This is a genomic window from Pseudomonas protegens (genome assembly GCF_013407925.2).
Lineage (GTDB): Bacteria > Pseudomonadota > Gammaproteobacteria > Pseudomonadales > Pseudomonadaceae > Aquipseudomonas > Aquipseudomonas fluorescens_AP.
Genome location: NZ_CP060201.1, coordinates 3,795,806 through 3,813,819, shown reverse-complemented (window position 1 = coordinate 3,813,819; position 18,014 = coordinate 3,795,806). Strand labels below are relative to the sequence as shown.

Genomic DNA, 18,014 nt, shown 5'->3' with positions numbered 1-18,014 from the left:
TTCCTGGGTTACTGTTGTTCAGAAACAGAGAGTTTAGTGGCAGAGCGTGGAGTGGCTGTTTGCAGGTAGTGCCCTGCAACATCCAGCATCCGGTTGGCAAAGCCCCATTCGTTGTCGAACCAGGCCAGGATGTTCACCAGCCGGGGGCCGGAAACACGGGTCTGACTGGCATCGACGATCGCCGAATGAGGGTCATGATTGAAATCACAGCTGGCGTGCGGCAACTCGGTATAGGCCAAAAGGCCCTTGAGCGGACCGCTGGTGGCGGCCTCGCGCAGGATCCGGTTGACCTCGGCGGCGTCGGTATCGCTCACAGTCTGCATCGTGATATCGAGGCAAGACACGTTGACCGTCGGCACCCGCACTGCTTTGGCCTGGATTCTTCCGGCAAGTTCCGGCAACAAGCGCTCGATACCGCGCGCCAGACCTGTGGACACCGGAATCACCGACTGGAACGCCGAACGGGTCCGGCGCAGGTCTTCGTGGTGATAGGCATCGATCACCGGCTGGTCGTTCATCGCCGAGTGAATGGTGGTGATCGACACGTACTCCAGGCCAATGGCCTGATCCAGCAGGCGCAACAGCGGCACGCCGCAGTTGGTGGTGCAGGAGGCGTTGGACACCAGCAGCTCGGCGCCGGTCAGGCAGTCCTGATTGACCCCGTAGACGATGGTGGCGTCGACATCCGCCTCGCTGGCCATCGGCTGGGAGAACAGCACCCGCGGCGCGCCGGCGTCGAGGAACCGCTGGCCGTCTACGCGGGTGTGGTAGGCACCGGAGCATTCCAGCACCAGATCGACGCCCAGGGACGCCCAATCGATGCCTTCGGGGGTGGCACTGCGCAGCACTTTCACGCAATTGCCATTGATATGCAGACAATCGCCGTCGACCTTCACCTCGCCGGGAAACCGGCCGTGGGTGGAGTCGAAGCGTGTCAGGTATTCGACGCTGGCCATGTCGGCCAGATCGTTGATGGCGACGATCTCGAACCCGGCCGCAGCCCCTCGCTCGAACAGAGCACGCAAGACGCAACGACCAATCCGGCCGTAGCCGTTGAGTGCAACTTTGTAGGGACGCGGTTGAGGCATGGGGTTCTCAATGACCGGTAATGAAACCATCCGCTTGGTGCTGCCTGCGCCATCGTCATCGCGAGCAAGCTCGCTCCCACAAGGACGGTAAACATCCCGGCAGGAGCGAGCTTGCTCGCGATTGCATCAGTGCAGACAACCCGGCTTCCGGGTTTAGTCTTCCAGCAGCTCTTCGGCCTGGCCCAGGATGTTGTCCAGGGTGAAACCGAACTCTTCGAACAAGGCCGGCGCAGGGGCCGATTCACCGTAGGTGGTCATGCCGATCACGCGGCCTTCCAGACCGACGTACTTGTACCAGAAGTCGGCGTGAGCGGCTTCGATGGCGATCCGCGCGCTGACCTGCAGCGGCAGCACCGACTGCTTGTAGCCGGCATCCTGAGCGTCGAACACGCTGGTGCATGGCATGGACACCACACGCACCTTGCGGCCCTGCTCGGTCAGCTTGTCGAACGCCTGAACCGCCAGGCCCACTTCCGAACCGGTGGCGATCAGGATCAGCTCAGGCTCGCCGGCGCAGTCCTTCAACACGTAGCCACCGCGGCTGACGTCGGCGATCTGCCCGGCATCACGGGTTTGGTGCTGCAGGTTCTGCCGGGAGAAGATCAGCGCCGATGGGCCGTCCTTGCGCTCCAGGGCGCACTTCCAGGACACCGCCGACTCCACGGCATCGGCCGGGCGCCAGGTGTCGAGGTTCGGGGTGCTGCGCAGGCTGGTCAGCTGCTCGATCGGCTGGTGAGTCGGGCCGTCTTCGCCCAGGCCGATGGAGTCGTGGGTGTAGACGTGGATCACCCGCTGCTTCATCAGTGCCGACATGCGCACCGCGTTGCGCGCGTATTCCATGAACATCAGGAAGGTCGCGCCGTAAGGCACCAGGCCGCCGTGCAGGGCGACGCCGTTCATGATGGCGGTCATGCCGAACTCGCGCACGCCGTAGTACATGTAGTTGCCGCTGGCGTCTTCCGCGCTGACGCCCTTGCAGCCTTTCCACAGGGTCAGGTTGGAGCCGGCCAGGTCGGCCGAACCGCCGAGGAATTCAGGCAGCAGCGGGCCGAAGGCGTTCAGGGTGTTCTGGCTGGCTTTACGGCTGGCGATGGTTTCGCCCTTGGCCGCGACTTCAGCGATGTAGGCGTTGGCCTTCTCGGCGAAGTCCGCAGGCAGATCACCGGCAAGGCGACGCACCAGTTCGTTGGCTTCGGTGGGGAATGCGGCGGAGTAGGCGGCGAAACGCTGATCCCACTCGGCTTCGACGGCGCGACCGGCTTCCTTGGCGTCCCACTCGGCATAGATGTCAGCCGGGATTTCGAACGGGCCATGGTTCCACTTCAGCGCAGCGCGGGTCAGGGCGATTTCCTCGGCACCCAGTGGCGCGCCGTGGCAGTCTTCCTTGCCTTGCTTGTTCGGCGAACCGAAACCGATGGTGGTCTTGCAGCAGATCAGGGTCGGCAGCGGGCTCTTGCGCGCGGTGTCGATGGCGGTCTTGATCTCTTCCGGATCGTGGCCGTCGACATTGCGGATCACCTGCCAGTTGTAGGCTTCGAAACGCTTGGGCGTGTCATCGGTGAACCAGCCTTCGACTTCGCCGTCGATGGAAATGCCGTTGTCATCGTAGAAGGCAATCAGCTTGCCCAGGCCCAGGGTACCGGCCAGGGACGCCACTTCATGGGAAATGCCTTCCATCATGCAGCCATCACCCAGGAACACGTAGGTGTGGTGATCGACGATGTTGTGGCCTGGACGGTTGAACTGCGCCGCCAGGACCTTTTCCGCCAGGGCGAAGCCCACGGCATTGGCCAGGCCCTGGCCCAGCGGACCAGTGGTGGTTTCCACGCCTGGGGTGTAGCCGAACTCCGGGTGGCCCGGGGTGCGGCTGTGCAGTTGGCGGAAGTTCTTCAGGTCATCGATCGACAGGTCGTAGCCGGTCAGGTGCAACAGCGAGTAGATCAGCATCGAGCCATGACCGTTGGACAGCACGAAGCGGTCACGGTCGGCGAAGGATGGATTGCTCGGGTTGTGCTTGAGGTAGTCACGCCAAAGTACTTCGGCGATATCCGCCATACCCATGGGGGCACCTGGATGGCCGCTGTTGGCTTTTTGCACGGCATCCATGCTGAGGGCACGAATGGCGTTGGCACGCTCACGACGGCTGGGCATCGCTGATCTCCTGGGGATTGAATAAAACGAAACGGAAAAAAGGCCTGCATTTTCCCTCAGGCGTCTGGCGGGGGCAATGACAGATAGTCACTCAGGCATGTTTTTCCCCTGGATAAGCCGGCAATCCACCGAGGAAACCCGCTTGCCGCCGGCTGACAGGGCAATCAAGGCTCTGGCAAAGGCCCCTCGCGAGGCAATATCAAAACTTTTTGATATTGATCTTGCAGGCCTTTGCAGCCACCTCTAGACTGCGCCCCTATGAACCTGAGCGCACCCACCATTGAGCATGACGATTGCGACGAACTGGCGGCCCTGTGCAAGGCCGGCGGCGATCCTCTGCGACTCAATGTATTGCGCGCCCTGAGCAACGACTCGTTCGGCGTGCTGGAACTGGCGCAGATCTTTGCCATCGGCCAGTCGGGCATGAGCCACCATTTGAAGGTTCTGGCCCAAGCCAGCCTGGTGGCGACCCGCCGTGAAGGCAACGCGATTTTCTACCGCCGCGCCCTGCCCCACACCGAACTCCTGGGCGGCAAGCTGCACGCCGCACTGCTGGACGAAGTCGACCAGGTGCGGCTGCCGCAGGATGTCCAGAAGCGGATTGGCCTGGTGCACCGGCAACGGGCCGCGGCCAGCCAGGACTTTTTTTCCCGGGTAGCGGATAAGTTCCGCGCCCAGCAGGACCTGATCGCAGGACTGCCCCAGTACCGCGACAGCGTGCTCGCGCTACTGGACAAGCTGAGCTTCAACCCCATGGCCACGGCCATTGAAGTGGGGCCCGGCGACGGTGGTTTTCTCCCCGACCTGGCCCGACGCTTTGCCCGGGTCACCGCGCTGGACAACAGTCCGGCGATGCTTGAACTGGCGCGTCAGCTGTGTGAACGCGAAACACTGGCTAACGTCAGCCTGCAACTGGCCGATGCACTGGATGGCGTACAACTGACGGCCGACTGCGTGGTGCTGAACATGGTCCTGCACCATTTCGCCGCACCGGCCGAGGCCCTCAAGCAGATGGCCCAATTGCTGCAACCAGGCGGCAGCCTGTTGGTAACAGACTTGTGCAGCCACAACCAGAGCTGGGCCAAAGAGGCTTGCGGCGATCTCTGGCTAGGGTTCGAACAAGATGATTTGGCCCGCTGGGCCACCGCTGCGGGACTGACTCCCGGGGAAAGCCTCTATGTGGGCTTACGTAATGGTTTCCAGATCCAGGTCCGCCATTTTCAGCGACCGGCTGGCGACACTCACCATCGGTAAATTTTAGGAAACCGTCGAGATGAGCGAATACTCCCTTTTCACCTCCGAGTCCGTGTCTGAAGGGCATCCGGATAAAATCGCTGACCAGATCTCCGATGCGGTGCTGGACGCCATCATTGCCCAGGACAAGCACGCTCGCGTTGCTGTGGAAACCCTGGTCAAGACCGGTGTCGCCATCGTCGCCGGGGAAGTCACCACCAGCGCCTGGGTCGACCTGGAGCAGATCGTTCGCGACGTGATCTGCGACATCGGCTACACCAGCTCCGACGTCGGCTTCGACGGCGCCACCTGTGGCGTGATGAACATCATTGGCAAGCAGTCCCCCGACATCAACCAGGGCGTCGACCGGGCCAAGCCCGAAGATCAGGGCGCCGGCGACCAGGGCCTGATGTTCGGCTACGCCAGCAACGAAACCGCCGCGCTGATGCCGGCACCGATTGCCTTCTCCCACCAACTGGTCCAGCGCCAGGCTGAAGCCCGCAAATCGGGCCTGCTGCCATGGTTGCGCCCGGACGCCAAGTCCCAGGTCACCTGCCGCTATGAAAACGGCATCGTGGTCGGCATCGACGCGGTGGTGCTGTCGACCCAGCACAACCCCGAAGTGTCGTACAACGACCTGCGCGAAGGCGTGATGGAGCTGATCGTCAAGCACGTGCTGCCGGCCGAACTGCTGCACAAGGACACCCAGTTCCACATCAACCCGACCGGCCAGTTCGTCATCGGTGGCCCGGTGGGCGACTGCGGCCTGACCGGGCGCAAGATCATCGTCGACAGCTACGGCGGCATGGCCCGTCACGGCGGCGGCGCGTTCTCCGGCAAGGACCCATCCAAGGTTGACCGCTCCGCTGCTTATGCCGGTCGCTACGTGGCCAAGAACATCGTTGCCGCCGGCCTGGCCGAACGCTGCGAGATCCAGGTGTCCTACGCCATCGGCGTGGCCCAACCGACCTCGATCTCCCTGAACACCTTCGGCACCGGCAAGATCAGCGACGACAAGATCATCAAGCTGGTTCGCGAGCACTTCGACCTGCGTCCATACGCGATCACCACCATGCTCGACCTGCTGCACCCGATGTATCAGGAAACCGCAGCCTACGGTCACTTCGGCCGTACTCCGCAAACCAAGACCGTGGGTGACGACACCTTCACCACCTTCACTTGGGAAAAGACCGACCGCGCCGACGCCCTGCGCGCTGCTGCCGGCCTCTAAGGGTCACCCGCAACAGACGAAGCCTCGCCGGCAACACCGGCGGGGCTTTTTTGTCGCCAGAGGTTTCTCTCTCCAGGGCAATAGCGCGGGAATCCGCTGGCCGAACCAGCGCCCCAGGCCATCGCGAAACACCCCGCAACCACCTCGCCGAACAACCGCCCCACGCCCACCTACCCTTCAAGGCATGCCCATTCAGAGCAAGGACGCTCCCATGCTGCCAAGACTCTTCCTGCTGTTTCTGACCCTCACCGGCCTGCCCGCCCTGGCCCAATGTCCCGACTGGCCCAGTGCCCGGGCCGAACGCGAACTCAGCGCCCTGCACCAACAGCTCGAGGCCTGGGACAACCGCTATCACCGACACGGACAATCGCCCGTCGCCGATGAGCTCTATGATCAGTCCCGTCAGCGCCTGACCCACCTGCAGCAATGCTTCCCCCAGCTGCCCGTCGCCGCGGATCATCCCCTGCTCGGCGCCCGGGGCCCGGTGCCCCATCCCATCGCCCACACCGGAGTGGAAAAGCTCCCCGACGACAACGCGGTACAGCTCTGGCTGAAAGGCCGTGACGGCATCTGGGCTCAACCCAAGATCGATGGCGTGGCGGTAACCCTGATCTACCGCCAGGGCCACTTCCACCAGGCACTGAGCCGGGGAGATGGCGTGCACGGCCAGGACTGGAGCGCCCGCGCCCGGCAGATCCCGGCCATCCCCAAACAACTGCCCCAGCCCGTGGACCTGCTCTTGCAGGGAGAGCTCTATCAACGCCTGGAACAACATATCCAGGCCCAGTCCGGCAGCCTCAATGCCCGCAGCCGGGTCGCCGGATGGCTGGCGCGCAAACACCTGTCGGCGGCAGAGGCGGCGCAAATCGGCCTGTTCGTCTGGGACTGGCCCCAAGGCCCCGCCACGCTGAGTGAACGCCTGGAGCAACTGGCGCAGCTGGGCTTCGACGAAGGCGTCCGATACAGCCGCCCGGTCGCAGGCTTCAGCGAGGCCCGGCACTGGCGGGAACACTGGTACCGTTCGCCCCTGCCCTTTGCCAGCGACGGCATCATTCTGCGCCAGAGCCTGCGCCCCGCCGCCGAACGCTGGCAGGCCAGGGCCCCACATTGGATCGCGGCCTGGAAATACCCCTATGCCCAGGCCCTGGCCAATGTGCGTGCGGTGCGCTTTCGGATCGGCCGCACCGGGCGCATCAGCCCCTTGCTGGACATCGACCCGGTGATCCTCGATGACCGACAGATCCGCCGCGTCAGCGTCGGCTCGCTGCAACGCTGGCAAGCCCTGGATATCGTCCCCGGCGACCAGGTGGCCATCAGCCTGGCCGGACTGACCCTCCCCCGCCTGGATGGCGTGGTCCTCAGGAGCCAGCAGCGCCAGGCCATCCAGGCGCCAGCGCCGGAAGACTTTCATGCCCTGAGCTGCTGGCGGCCAACACCCGGATGCGAAGACCAGTTTGTCGCCCGCCTGACCTGGCTCAGCGGCAAGCAAGGGCTGCACCTGGACAATATCGGCGAACAAACCTGGGCCAGGCTGGTTGCAACAGGCCGTATCAAAGGCCTTTTGGATTGGCTGACCCTGGATCAGGCAGAGCTTGCTAACATTGCCGGCTTCGGCACACGCAGCAGCCTGCGACTGATCGAGAGTCTGCAACAGGCAAGGCAACGCCCCTTCGCACGCTGGCTCAAAGCCCTGGGCCTGCCGCCCAGCGGCTCGGCCGAACTGAACGGTCCGTGGCAGGTTCTGGCTTCACGCAGCAGCCTGGACTGGCAGCACGAAGCCGGTATCGGCCCGGAAAGGGCTGCGCAGCTGGAGGCGTTTTTTCGCGAGCCCCAGGTGCTGGCCTTGCAGGCAACCCTGAATCAGGCCGGCATCAACGGCTTTTAGGCCGCGATCCGGGGCGCACATTGAACCACCCCGGCGGGAATGCGCTCCAACAGCCCATTCCCGGTATGACAGTCAGTCGTTTTCATTGGTTATTTTTTGATCTTTTTTCACCTGGAGCCTTCCATGAAACTGTTTCCGTCCCTCGCTGCCCTGACCCTGTGCAGCCTGATGAGCGCGCCCCTGCTGGCCGCCGAACCCGCCCAGCCACTGACCGGCTGCGCCGCCAAGCGCCAGGCCATCATGACCCAGATCGAACAGGCCAAGGCCCATGGCAACAGCGATCAGCAGGCCGGCCTGGAGCGCGCCCTGAGCGAAGTCACCGCCCATTGCACCGATGCCTCGCTGAAGAAGGACCGGGAAAACAAGGTTCTGGAAGCCAAGCATGAGGTCAGCCGACGTCAGGCCGACCTGGAAAAGGCCATGAAGAAAGGCGACTCGGAGAAGATCAACAAGCGCAAGGACAAGCTCGCCGAGTCCCGTAAGGAACTGCAGCAAGCCCTGGACGAACTGGACAAATAACGGTCGCCCTCCCTGGCAACGACGTCACTCAGTGATTGCGAAACTCTTTGTGGCAGGCACTGCAGACGTCCTCGACTTTCTGCACCGCCGGCCCCAGATTGCTGGCCTTGTAGGGCTGGACCTGGCTGATGGTCACCAACTCGGCGGTGGCCGCTTCAAGGTTGCGCGCCAGCTCCTGGAAACGCGCCTGCTTGCGCCAGACATCATCGGTGGCGCTGCTGTGGTCCTCTTCCTTGACCTCGGGAAAATGCTTCCAGGGCTCATGGGACAAGGCATCCAGCTTCACCGCACCTTCGGCAAAACGTGCGCCGTCGAAAGGAATCCGCCCACGCAGCATGCCCCCCAGGTCCTCGCCGGTCTTGAGCATCTGTTTGAAGATCGCCTTGCGCTGACCCAGGGGCGAGTTGGGGTAGACACCGCCACAGGCAGAAAGCGTCAGGCAGGCCAGCAATACAACGGAAAGTCTTTTTAGCGTCATGGTGGCTTCAGGTCAGGTCACGGAAACGGCGGCCAGTATCCTCGCCTCCCCGGCAAACACCAATAGCCCTATTAACAATAGGGGTTGTCCATCGTCATGCCGCTGATGGACGCCCCCCAAGGAAACACAGCATGAACCCGAGCTTCCTCCGCTGGCGTCGCCACCTGCTCTGGGCCCTGCCGGCCCTGGTGCTGCTCGCCGGCTGCAACGGCGGCGACACCAGCAAGGTCCCGCAGACCCACGCCCTGGCCACTTACAACAGTGCGACCTGGGAGTCCCTGCCCAGCGTCGCCGACAACGACCTGCTCGCCGGCTTCGGCGCCTGGCGCAGTGCCTGCACCCGCTTGAAGGCCGATCCGATCTGGGGCGCCACCTGCAGCGCAGCGGCCAATGTGCCGCAGACCCCGACAGCCATCCGCAGCTTTCTCAAGGAGCACCTGCAGGTCTATGGCCTGCGCTCGGGCAGCGGCAGCAGCACCGGCCTGATCACCGGCTACTACGAGCCGGTGTATCCCGGCAGCCTGACCCAGACGCCGAGCGCCAATGTGCCGGTGTACGGGGTGCCAGACGACATGATCATCGTCGCCCTGGACAGCCTCTACCCGGAACTCAAGGGCAAGCGCCTGCGAGGCCGACTCGAAGGCCGGGTGCTCAAGCCCTATGACGATGCGGCGACCATCGAAACCAAGGGGGTCAAGGCTCCGGTGCTGGCCTGGCTGACCGACCCGATGGACCTGCAATTCCTGCAGATCCAGGGTTCGGGAAGGATCCAGCTGGAGGACGGGCGCCAACTGCGGATCGGCTACGCCGATCAGAATGGCCATCCGTACCGACCCATCGGCCGTTGGCTGGTGGAGCAGGGCGAATTGAAGAAAGAAGAAGTGACCATGGGCACCATCGCCGCCTGGGCCAAGGCCCACCCGACGCGGATTCCCGAACTGCTGGGCAGCAACCCGAGCTACGTGTTCTTCAACCGCAACCCGGACAGCAACGAAGGCCCCCGCGGCTCGCTGAACGTGCCGCTGACTTCCGGCTACAGCGTCGCGGTGGACCGCAAGGTAATTCCCTTGGGCAGCCTGTTGTGGCTATCCACCACGCGCCCGGATGGCAGCAGCCTGGTGCGCCCCGTGGCCGCTCAGGACACCGGCGGCGCGATTACCGGCGAAGTCCGTGCCGATCTGTTCTGGGGCACCGGCGAGGCGGCCGGGCAACTGGCCGGCGACATGAAGCAGCAGGGGCAGATCTGGATGCTCTGGCCCAAGGGCGCGGCGCTGCCCAAAGTGCCCGAAGTGCCCGATACCCCATGACCCGTTGTAGGAGCCGGCTTGCCGGCGAAAGCGTCTTCACGGTCGCCATCGCCGGCAGCCGGCTCCTGCAAGAGGGTGTTTCAGACTGAAACGAAGAAGAAGCTGGCGATCAGGCCCATGCCCACGAACCACACCAGGGAGCGCAGGATCGCCCAGTCCGCCAGGTAGCAGATCATGTACAGCAGGCGGCTAGTGATAAACAGCACCGCCAGCACGTTGATCGTCACCAGCTCAGCGTTGCCCGCCACATGGGCGATGATCACCGCCGCCGCGAATGCCGGGGTCACCTCGAAACCGTTGAGCTGCGCGTTGTGGGCCCGCTTGGGCAGCCCCTCCAGGGTGCTCAGGAACGCCCGCGGATCATGATTGGAACGGAGCCCGTATCGGCCGGCGCCCTTGGCAATGGCGGTACACAGGTACGGCAGGACAATGGCGATCAATACACACCAGAAAGCGACAGTCATGGAGCACATCCTTTTTTAGAGTTTTCAGGGGGTCTTCAGAACTTCATCACCAACATGCCGATCAGTACCAACCCACAGGCTAAGAGCCGTGGCCGGCCGAAAGGTTCTTTCAGGTAGCGCATGCCGAACAGCACCACCAAAATCACACTGATCTCGCGCAACGCCGCCGCTTCGGCAATCGAGCCCAACTGCATGGCCCACAGCACCAGGGCGTAGCTCAACAGCACACAGAATCCGACGCTCAGCCCCAGGCGCCATTGCTCGCGCCAGAACAGGACGAAGGCCGGACGCTTGCTGACCACGGCCAGCAGCGGAAAGGGCCAGGCACTGAGCAGGGTGACCCAGGCCAGGTAGTCCAGCGGATGAGGCCAGCGACGCAAGGCCTGGCCGTCGATGAAGGTGTAGCAACCGATGCACAGGCCGATCAACACCACCACCGGCAACATGTTCCAGGGCAGGCGCACCCCGCCGCCGCCCTGCCAGAGCAGGCAGAGCATGCCGAAGGGAATCAGCAGGATGCCGAGGATCTGCTGCGTATTGAGCGCCTCGCCGGCAAAGATCAGGGTCAAGGCCAGCACCACCAGGGGCGACAGACCGCGCATCAGTGGATAGACCAGCCCCAAATCGCCCACGCGATACGCCTGGATCAACAGATAGCGGTACAGGAGTTCAAGGGCTGCCGAGGCGATGATCCAGGGCCAGAGCGAAAACGGCGGCCATTGCAGGAACAACAGCATGCTCGCCACGAACAACAGCGCCACGCTGTCCATGCAGGCCACCACCAACAGGCGCTCGCCGCTGAACTTGATCAGGGTGTTCCATGTCGCATGCAGCAGCGCCGCCACCAGAACCAGACATGTCGCCAGCACCTCACACTCCCTGTTGGCCCGAAAGAGAATCGATTCGTCCTGCGTCCCCGGCCGCCTATAATGGCGCCGGCCGCCGAGGGCGAATCCTCGCATGATGCTTGCCTGTCTGCACTGGCTGCCGGCCATTTTGGCAGCGATAGCAGGCACTTCGTCAGCATGGGCCTGCCGCCCGACGTCATCCGCAGCCGGGTCCCGATACCCGCCCTTTTAGTCAGGCGCCTGCAACATCGCGCCACTACTGCGGTCAATGGGGCGGGCAAACCCCAGCGCTACCCACCTCAGGCCCTTGGCCAGACGCTGCACACCTGCCGCTTGAAGCTCGTCACTTGACGCTTTTTTCCCTGCGATCATCCAAAGGAGTCCGGATGCTTGAACTTGTCGCCGCCTTTATCTGCCTGACCACCCTGCTCACCTATGTGAATTTCCGTTTTATCGGCCTGCCGCCGACCATCGGCGTGATGGTCACTGCCCTGCTGTTCTCCCTGTTACTGCAGGGCTTGAGCTACCTGGGCTTCCCCGGCCTTGAGGAACACGTCGAGGAACTGATCGGCAAGATCGACTTCGGCGATCTGCTAATGAACTGGATGCTGTCGTTCCTGCTGTTCGCCGGCGCCCTGCACGTCAACCTCAACGACCTGCGCAGCTATCGCTGGCCCATCGGCCTGTTGGCCACCGTCGGTGTGCTGATCGCCACCTTCGTCATCGGCAGCCTGGCCTACTGGATCTTTGGCCTGTTCGGCTGGCATGTGAGTTTCCTCTACTGCCTGCTGTTCGGTGCGCTGATTTCTCCCACCGACCCCATCGCGGTATTGGGCGTGCTGCGGACCGCCAACGCGTCCAAGCCGCTGAAGACCACCATCGTCGGCGAGTCGCTGTTCAACGACGGCACCGCGGTGGTGGTGTTCACCGTTCTGCTGGGCATCGCCCAACTGGGTGAAACCCCGACGGTGGGCGCCACCGCCTGGCTGTTCGTGCATGAGGCCATTGGCGGCGTGCTGTTCGGCGGGCTGATCGGCTACCTGGTGTACCTGATGATCAAGAGCATCGAGCAGCACCAGATCGAGGTGATGCTGACCCTGGCCCTGGTGATCGGCGGCTCGGCGATGGCCAGCGAGATCCATGTCTCGGCACCGATCGCCATGGTGGTGGCGGGCCTGATCATCGGCAACCTGGGGCGCAACCTGGCGATGAACGACATGACCCGGCGCTACCTGGACGGCTTCTGGGAGCTGCTGGACGACATGCTCAACGCCCTGCTGTTCGCCCTGATCGGCCTGGAACTGTTGCTGCTGCCGTTCAACTGGCTGCACTTGGCGGCCGCGAGCCTGCTGGCGGTGGCCATCGTGCTCTCGCGCCTGCTCACCGTGGCCCCGGCGATCCTGCTGTTGCGGCGCTGGCGCAGCGTGCCCCGGGGCACCATCCGCGTGCTGACCTGGGGCGGCCTGCGCGGCGGCGTCTCGGTGGCCCTGGCGCTGGCCCTGCCCCTGGGACCGGAGCGTGACCTGGTACTGAGCATCACCTACATCGTGGTGCTGTCGTCGATCCTGTTGCAGGGTCTGAGCATCGGCAGGCTGGTGCGCCATGTCACCCAGGATGCCCCGGCAGCCAAGGCCGAGGCCCACTGATCATTTTTTGATCTTTCGCGGATCGGGCGCCGCAGCCCGGTCCGCGTTCCTGTTCGGCTGGCCGCTTTCACTGCGCACCTGGGCATGGCTGATCAGGGCAAAGATGAAACTGCCACCGATGATGTTCCCGGCCAGGGTCGGCCCGGCGAACACCCTCCAGAAATCCCGCCACGGCAATTCACCGGCAAACACCAGGTAGGACACTTCCGCCGAGCCCACCACGATGTGCGTGAAATCTCCCAGCGCCATCAGATAGGTAATGAGGATGATGATCCACAGCTTGGCGCTCTCCATGGACGGGATCATCCACACCATGGTGGCGATCATCCAGCCGGAGATGATGCCCTTGGCGAACATCTGCGAGCTGTCGTTCTCCATCACTTTGCGGCCGATTTCCAGAAAGGCCTGGTCGGTGCGGCTGTCGAAGATCGGCAGGTGCAGCATCACGTAGGCCACCAGCAAGGTGCCGCACAGGTTGCCCACCAGCACCACGCTCCACAGGCGCAACAAACGCCCGAAGTTGCTCAGGCTCGGCTTGCTCATCACCGGCAGCACGGCGGTCAGGGTGTTTTCCGTGAACAGTTGCTGGCGCGCGAGGATCACCGCCAGAAAGCCCGCGCAATAGCCAAAGCTGGCGATGACCTTGAAGGCCTCGCCCTCCGGCAGCCGGGAGTTGAGCAAGCCCATGCCCATCAGCGACAGGCCCATGGTCAGGCCAGCCGCCAGGGCCGACCACCACAGGGCGGCGACGCTGCGCTCCAGCTCCTGGTCGCCCTGAGTGCGGATGATTTCGTGCAGGACCGCCGCGCGGGGCGGCTGGTTGTGTTCGACCTCATGCTGCTCTTGAGCGGAGAGGCCGGGGGTCTTGCCGTCTTTTTGCGCGTCCATAAGGCTCCTGAACCAGGCGGGTCATTTAGCTACGACACGCGGGGCTCAGGGCTGTTCCTTTTCTGCGCCTGGCGTCAGGCGTCGGAAGCGTCGTCCTTGAACTGGTCCTTGACGTATTTGATTTCGGTGCGGCCATGGGGGGCCGGCAGGCCGTCTTCGCCGAGGTTGACGAAGACCATCTTCTCGACGGTGAGAATGGATTTGCGGGTGATCTTGTTGCGCACTTCGCACGTCAGGGTGATGGAGGTGCGACCGAACTCGGTGGCGGTGATGCCCAGCTCGATGATGTCGCCCTGGCGTGAGGCACTGACGAAGTTGATTTCCGAGATGTACTTGGTGACCACTCGCTGGTTGCCCAGCTGGACAATGGCGTAGATCGCCGCTTCTTCGTCGATCCAGCGCAACAGGCTGCCACCGAACAGCGTGCCGTTGGGGTTGAGGTCTTCGGGCTTTACCCACTTGCGGGTGTGGAAATTCATGGGGACTCCAGGGTGCTTGAACCAGTGCAATTGACGCTCCCAGCTTCAAGTTTCAAGCCACAAGCTGCAAGTAAAAACCGACCTGCTCTTACTTGCTGCTTGTTGCTTGCACCTTGCCGCTTAAAGAAAGCTATAATCGCCACCGTTTCAGAACGGTCATCTGCACCTGATACCGTTTTCCCGCCACCTGTCCGAGGGGCGCTGCAGCAGGCATGGCCTGTCAGGCTCGGATGGGGCGTTGTCGGTACAGGGTTCCCTGTACGGGCACTAAACGCACAACGGCGCCCATTCGCACACTACGAATGGAGGCTCTTGATGAGCGCTGTAAACACGCCTGCAGATTTTACCGACTACAAAGTCGCCGATATTTCCCTGGCCGCCTGGGGCCGTCGCGAAACCATCATCGCCGAGTCGGAAATGCCCGCTCTGATGGGCCTGCGCCGCAAGTACCTGGCTGAACAGCCGCTCAAGGGCGCGAAAATCCTCGGCTGCATCCACATGACCATCCAGACCGCCGTGCTGATCGAAACCCTGGTTGCCCTGGGTGCCGAAGTTCGCTGGTCGTCCTGCAACATCTTCTCGACCCAGGACCAGGCCGCCGCTTCCATCGCCGCCGCCGGCATTCCTGTGTTCGCCTGGAAAGGTGAAACCGAACAAGAGTACGAGTGGTGCCTGGAGCAGACCATCCTCAAGGATGGCCAGCCTTGGGACGCCAACATGATCCTCGACGACGGCGGCGACCTGACCCAGCTGCTGCACGACAAATACCCACAGGTGCTGGAACGCGTTCACGGCGTGACCGAAGAAACCACCACCGGCGTGCACCGCCTGCTGGACATGCTGGCCAAGGGCGAGCTGAAGATTCCTGCGATCAACGTCAACGACTCGGTGACCAAGAGCAAGAACGACAACAAGTACGGCTGCCGTCACAGCCTGAACGACGCCATCAAGCGTGGCACCGACCACCTGCTGTCCGGCAAGCAAGCGCTGGTCATCGGCTACGGTGACGTGGGCAAGGGCTCGGCCCAGTCGCTGCGTCAGGAAGGCATGATCGTCAAGGTGTCCGAAGTCGACCCGATCTGCGCCATGCAAGCCTGCATGGACGGTTTCGAACTGGTTTCGCCATTCATCGACGGCATCAACAACGGCACCGAAGCCTGCATCGACAAGGCCCTGCTGGGCAAGATCGACCTGATCGTGACCACCACCGGCAACGTCAATGTCTGTGATGCCAACATGCTCAAGGCCCTGAAGAAGCGCGCCGTGGTCTGCAACATCGGCCACTTCGACAACGAAATCGACACCGCCTTCATGCGCAAGAACTGGGCATGGGAAGAAGTGAAGCCACAGGTACACAAGATCCACCGTACCGGCCATGGCGATTTCGACCCACAGAACGACGACTACCTGATCCTGCTGGCCGAAGGCCGCCTGGTGAACCTGGGCAACGCCACCGGTCACCCAAGCCGCATCATGGACGGCTCGTTCGCCAACCAGGTACTGGCGCAGATCTTCCTGTTCGGCCAGAAGTACGCCGACCTGCCGCCGGCCCAGAAAGCCGAGCGCCTGACCGTTGAAGTACTGCCGAAGAAACTCGACGAAGAAGTGGCCCTGGAAATGGTCCGCGGCTTCGGCGGCGTGGTCACTCAACTGACCAAGCAACAGGCTGACTACATCGGCGTGACCGTCGAAGGCCCATTCAAGCCAGACGCCTACCGTTACTAAGATCAGCTGCAAGCCTTGAGCCGCAAGCGGCAAGCAGGGGCCAAAAGCCCAGCTTGCCGCAACCGGCCCTATGCTTGTCCTAACAGCTACAACAGCTGAAGGCAGCCAGCATCAGGCACAAGAGCCGAGCGCATCCCCGCTGTTCTTGCCGCTTGCCGCTCGCAACTTGCAACTGGAGACCCCTTCCATGTCCCAAGAACGTCGTTACAGCTTCGAGTTCTTCCCCACCAAGACCGATGCTGGGCATGAAAAACTGCTCGCCACTGCCCGTCAGCTGGCCGGCTACAACCCCGACTTCTTCTCCTGCACCTATGGCGCCGGTGGCTCGACCCGTGATCGCACGGTCAACACCGTGCTGCAACTGGAGAACGAAGTAAAAATTCCCGCGGCGCCGCACCTGTCCTGCGTCGGCGACAGCAAGGACGACCTGCGCGGCCTGCTCAAGCAATACCAAACAGCCGGCATCAAGCGCATCGTCGCCCTGCGTGGCGACCTGCCTTCGGGCATGGGCATGGCCAGCGGCGAGCTGCGCCACGCCAACGACCTGGTGAGCTTCATTCGCGAAGAGACTGGCAGCCACTTCCATATCGAAGTCGCCGCTTACCCGGAAATGCACCCGCAAGCGCGCAATTTCGAAGACGATCTGCGCAACTTTGTCCGCAAGGCCAATGCCGGCGCCGACAGCGCGATCACCCAGTACTTCTTCAACGCCGACAGTTACTTCTACTTCGTCGAACGCGTGCAGAAGATGGGCGTGAACATCCCGATCGTGCCGGGCATCATGCCCATCACCAACTACAGCAAGCTGGCGCGCTTCTCCGACGCCTGCGGCGCCGAGATCCCGCGCTGGATCCGCAAGCAGCTGGAAGCCTACGGCGACGACAGCGCCAGCATTCAGGCTTTTGGCGAGCAGGTGATCAGCGAAATGTGTGAACGCCTGTTACAAGGCGGTGCACCAGGCCTGCATTTCTATACCCTTAACCAGGCCGACCCGAGCCTGGCGATCTGGAACAACCTGAAGCTGCCGCGCTGATCGGTGAAGCGTCACCAGGCCCCGGCACAGACGGGGCCTTTTTATTTGCATCAGCCTTGAGCTAGAGCGGCTGGCGCTGCCCCTAGCAATTGCATGATCTCCCGTCGTAATCTCCAGCCATGTCTGTCATTGCCCGGCTGCTGATCACCCTTCTCTGCACTTGCCTGAGCCTCGCGGCCCATGGCGAGAAGCTGCGTATTGTCACCGAGCCCTGGGCGCCCTACGTCTACGAAGAAAACGGCAAGGTCATGGGGCTGGACTACGAAACCACGGCCATTGTCTTTCAGCGCCTGGGGATAGACGTGGAGTGGCAATTCTTGCCCTGGAAGCGCTGCCTGGCGATGCTGGAAACCGGCCAGGCCGACGGCGCCCTGGACATCTTTCACAGCGACCAGCGCGACAGCACCCTGCTCTACCCCAGCGAGCCCCTGTCGGACGTCGAGTTCGTGATGTTCTACGCCAAGCAGCGCCCCCATCCGTTCCAGCATCTGGATGAACTCAAGGGGCTGACCATCGGCACCTCCCCCGGCTACCTGTACAGCGATGACTTCAGTCAATCGACCCTGTTCAAGCGCGAACCGGCGCCGACCCATGAAGCCAACTTCGGCAAGCTGCTGCTGGGGCGGATCGACTTGCTGATCACTGACAAACGGGTCGGCCAGCACCTGCTGGACAGCCTGGGCATCCGCGATCAGGTCAGCCAGAATTCCGCCGTCATCAGCCGCCAGAGCCAGTACCTGGCGGTGCGCCGCAATGCCGGGATGGACCTGTTGGTGCAACGCTTCGGCGCCGAGCTCAAGCGCTTCAAGCGCGAACCGGCCTACGCGGCGTTGAGCGCCAAGTACGGCGCGGAACCCATTCTGCCCCCTGTCAGGTCGTCATCCACCCGAGAGTCAGAAAAAACCGTTGAGCAGTAGGAAAGCAGCGCACATCGAATGCTCTGTTATACTCCGGCCTCCCGCCAGGCTCACGCCCGGACGCTGGACCCTGTTCAAGGCCTCTCCACCCCGCTACGGCGCAGCCATCCGGCCCGCGCGAG

Annotated in this window: 16 protein-coding genes and 1 riboswitch; of the genes, 9 read left to right on the top strand and 7 right to left on the bottom strand. The window is 63.0% G+C overall.

Translation table 11 applies throughout. The features are described 5' to 3' along the window. Positions 1–8: 8 nt before the first annotated feature. Both epd and tkt read right to left on the bottom strand, forming a co-directional pair. A complete protein-coding gene (gene epd, locus GGI48_RS17685; protein WP_179599387.1) occupies positions 9–1,088 on the bottom strand; it encodes an erythrose-4-phosphate dehydrogenase in 1,080 nt (359 codons plus the stop codon). 153 nt (positions 1,089–1,241) lie between these two features. Continuing rightward, entirely contained in the window at positions 1,242–3,239 is a 1,998-nt protein-coding gene (gene tkt, locus GGI48_RS17680) for a transketolase (protein WP_179599385.1), read from the bottom strand. A 258-nt stretch (positions 3,240–3,497) separates the two neighbouring features. Between tkt and GGI48_RS17675 the strand changes: the two genes are divergently transcribed. The 4 genes from GGI48_RS17675 to GGI48_RS17660 all read left to right on the top strand — a co-directional run bounded on the left by GGI48_RS17675 (position 3,498) and on the right by GGI48_RS17660 (position 8,107). Beyond that, positions 3,498–4,493 (top strand): ArsR/SmtB family transcription factor, encoded by a 996-nt coding sequence (locus GGI48_RS17675; RefSeq protein ID WP_016966378.1) that lies wholly within the window; start codon positions 3,498–3,500, stop codon positions 4,491–4,493. A gap of 19 nt (positions 4,494–4,512) precedes the next feature. Continuing rightward, positions 4,513–5,703, top strand: a complete 1,191-nt coding sequence (gene metK / locus GGI48_RS17670) for a methionine adenosyltransferase (RefSeq protein WP_047306459.1) — start codon at positions 4,513–4,515, stop codon at positions 5,701–5,703. Between the two features lie 211 nt (positions 5,704–5,914). After that, positions 5,915–7,588 (top strand): NAD-dependent DNA ligase LigB, encoded by a 1,674-nt coding sequence (ligB, locus tag GGI48_RS17665; protein WP_179599381.1) that lies wholly within the window; start codon positions 5,915–5,917, stop codon positions 7,586–7,588. A 123-nt stretch (positions 7,589–7,711) separates the two neighbouring features. Next, positions 7,712–8,107, top strand: coding sequence for a DUF1090 domain-containing protein (locus tag GGI48_RS17660; RefSeq protein WP_016966381.1), 396 nt, complete (start codon positions 7,712–7,714; stop codon positions 8,105–8,107). 28 nt (positions 8,108–8,135) lie between these two features. On the opposite strand, the gene GGI48_RS17655 is transcribed toward GGI48_RS17660, so the two are convergent. Then, positions 8,136–8,585 (bottom strand): c-type cytochrome, encoded by a 450-nt coding sequence (locus tag GGI48_RS17655; protein ID WP_179599379.1) that lies wholly within the window; start codon positions 8,583–8,585, stop codon positions 8,136–8,138. Between the two features lie 131 nt (positions 8,586–8,716). On the opposite strand from GGI48_RS17655, the gene GGI48_RS17650 reads away from it, so the two are divergent. Beyond that, entirely contained in the window at positions 8,717–9,892 is a 1,176-nt protein-coding gene (locus GGI48_RS17650; protein ID WP_179599377.1) for a murein transglycosylase A, read from the top strand. Between the two features lie 80 nt (positions 9,893–9,972). Here the strand turns inward: GGI48_RS17650 and GGI48_RS17645 are convergent, their stop codons facing one another. Further along, positions 9,973–10,356, bottom strand: a complete 384-nt coding sequence (locus GGI48_RS17645; RefSeq protein WP_016966384.1) for an MAPEG family protein — start codon at positions 10,354–10,356, stop codon at positions 9,973–9,975. Positions 10,357–10,391: 35 nt separating this feature from the next. Next, on the bottom strand, positions 10,392–11,225 hold the full coding sequence (locus GGI48_RS17640) for an EamA family transporter (protein ID WP_179599375.1): 834 nt from the start codon (positions 11,223–11,225) through the stop codon (positions 10,392–10,394). A gap of 365 nt (positions 11,226–11,590) precedes the next feature. Between GGI48_RS17640 and GGI48_RS17635 the strand changes: the two genes are divergently transcribed. After that, on the top strand, positions 11,591–12,850 hold the full coding sequence (locus GGI48_RS17635) for a cation:proton antiporter (protein WP_016966387.1): 1,260 nt from the start codon (positions 11,591–11,593) through the stop codon (positions 12,848–12,850). Here the strand turns inward: GGI48_RS17635 and GGI48_RS17630 are convergent, their stop codons facing one another. After that, on the bottom strand, positions 12,851–13,738 hold the full coding sequence (locus tag GGI48_RS17630; protein ID WP_179599373.1) for a formate/nitrite transporter family protein: 888 nt from the start codon (positions 13,736–13,738) through the stop codon (positions 12,851–12,853). A gap of 74 nt (positions 13,739–13,812) precedes the next feature. Beyond that, positions 13,813–14,217, bottom strand: a complete 405-nt coding sequence (locus GGI48_RS17625; protein WP_011063971.1) for an acyl-CoA thioesterase — start codon at positions 14,215–14,217, stop codon at positions 13,813–13,815. A 187-nt stretch (positions 14,218–14,404) separates the two neighbouring features. After that, positions 14,405–14,511, top strand: a riboswitch (S-adenosyl-L-homocysteine riboswitch). 21 nt (positions 14,512–14,532) lie between these two features. On the opposite strand from GGI48_RS17625, the gene ahcY reads away from it, so the two are divergent. The 3 genes from ahcY to GGI48_RS17610 all read left to right on the top strand — a co-directional run bounded on the left by ahcY (position 14,533) and on the right by GGI48_RS17610 (position 17,892). Then, complete coding sequence (gene ahcY / locus GGI48_RS17620; protein WP_047306464.1) at positions 14,533–15,942, top strand: adenosylhomocysteinase; 1,410 nt, start codon at positions 14,533–14,535, stop codon at positions 15,940–15,942. 187 nt (positions 15,943–16,129) lie between these two features. Beyond that, positions 16,130–16,975, top strand: a complete 846-nt coding sequence (gene metF, locus GGI48_RS17615) for a methylenetetrahydrofolate reductase [NAD(P)H] (RefSeq protein ID WP_179599371.1) — start codon at positions 16,130–16,132, stop codon at positions 16,973–16,975. A 119-nt stretch (positions 16,976–17,094) separates the two neighbouring features. Further along, positions 17,095–17,892 carry a substrate-binding periplasmic protein gene (locus tag GGI48_RS17610; RefSeq protein ID WP_179599369.1) on the top strand — a complete coding sequence of 266 codons (798 nt, stop codon included), beginning with the start codon at positions 17,095–17,097 and terminating at the stop codon, positions 17,890–17,892. Positions 17,893–18,014: the final 122 nt, after the last annotated feature.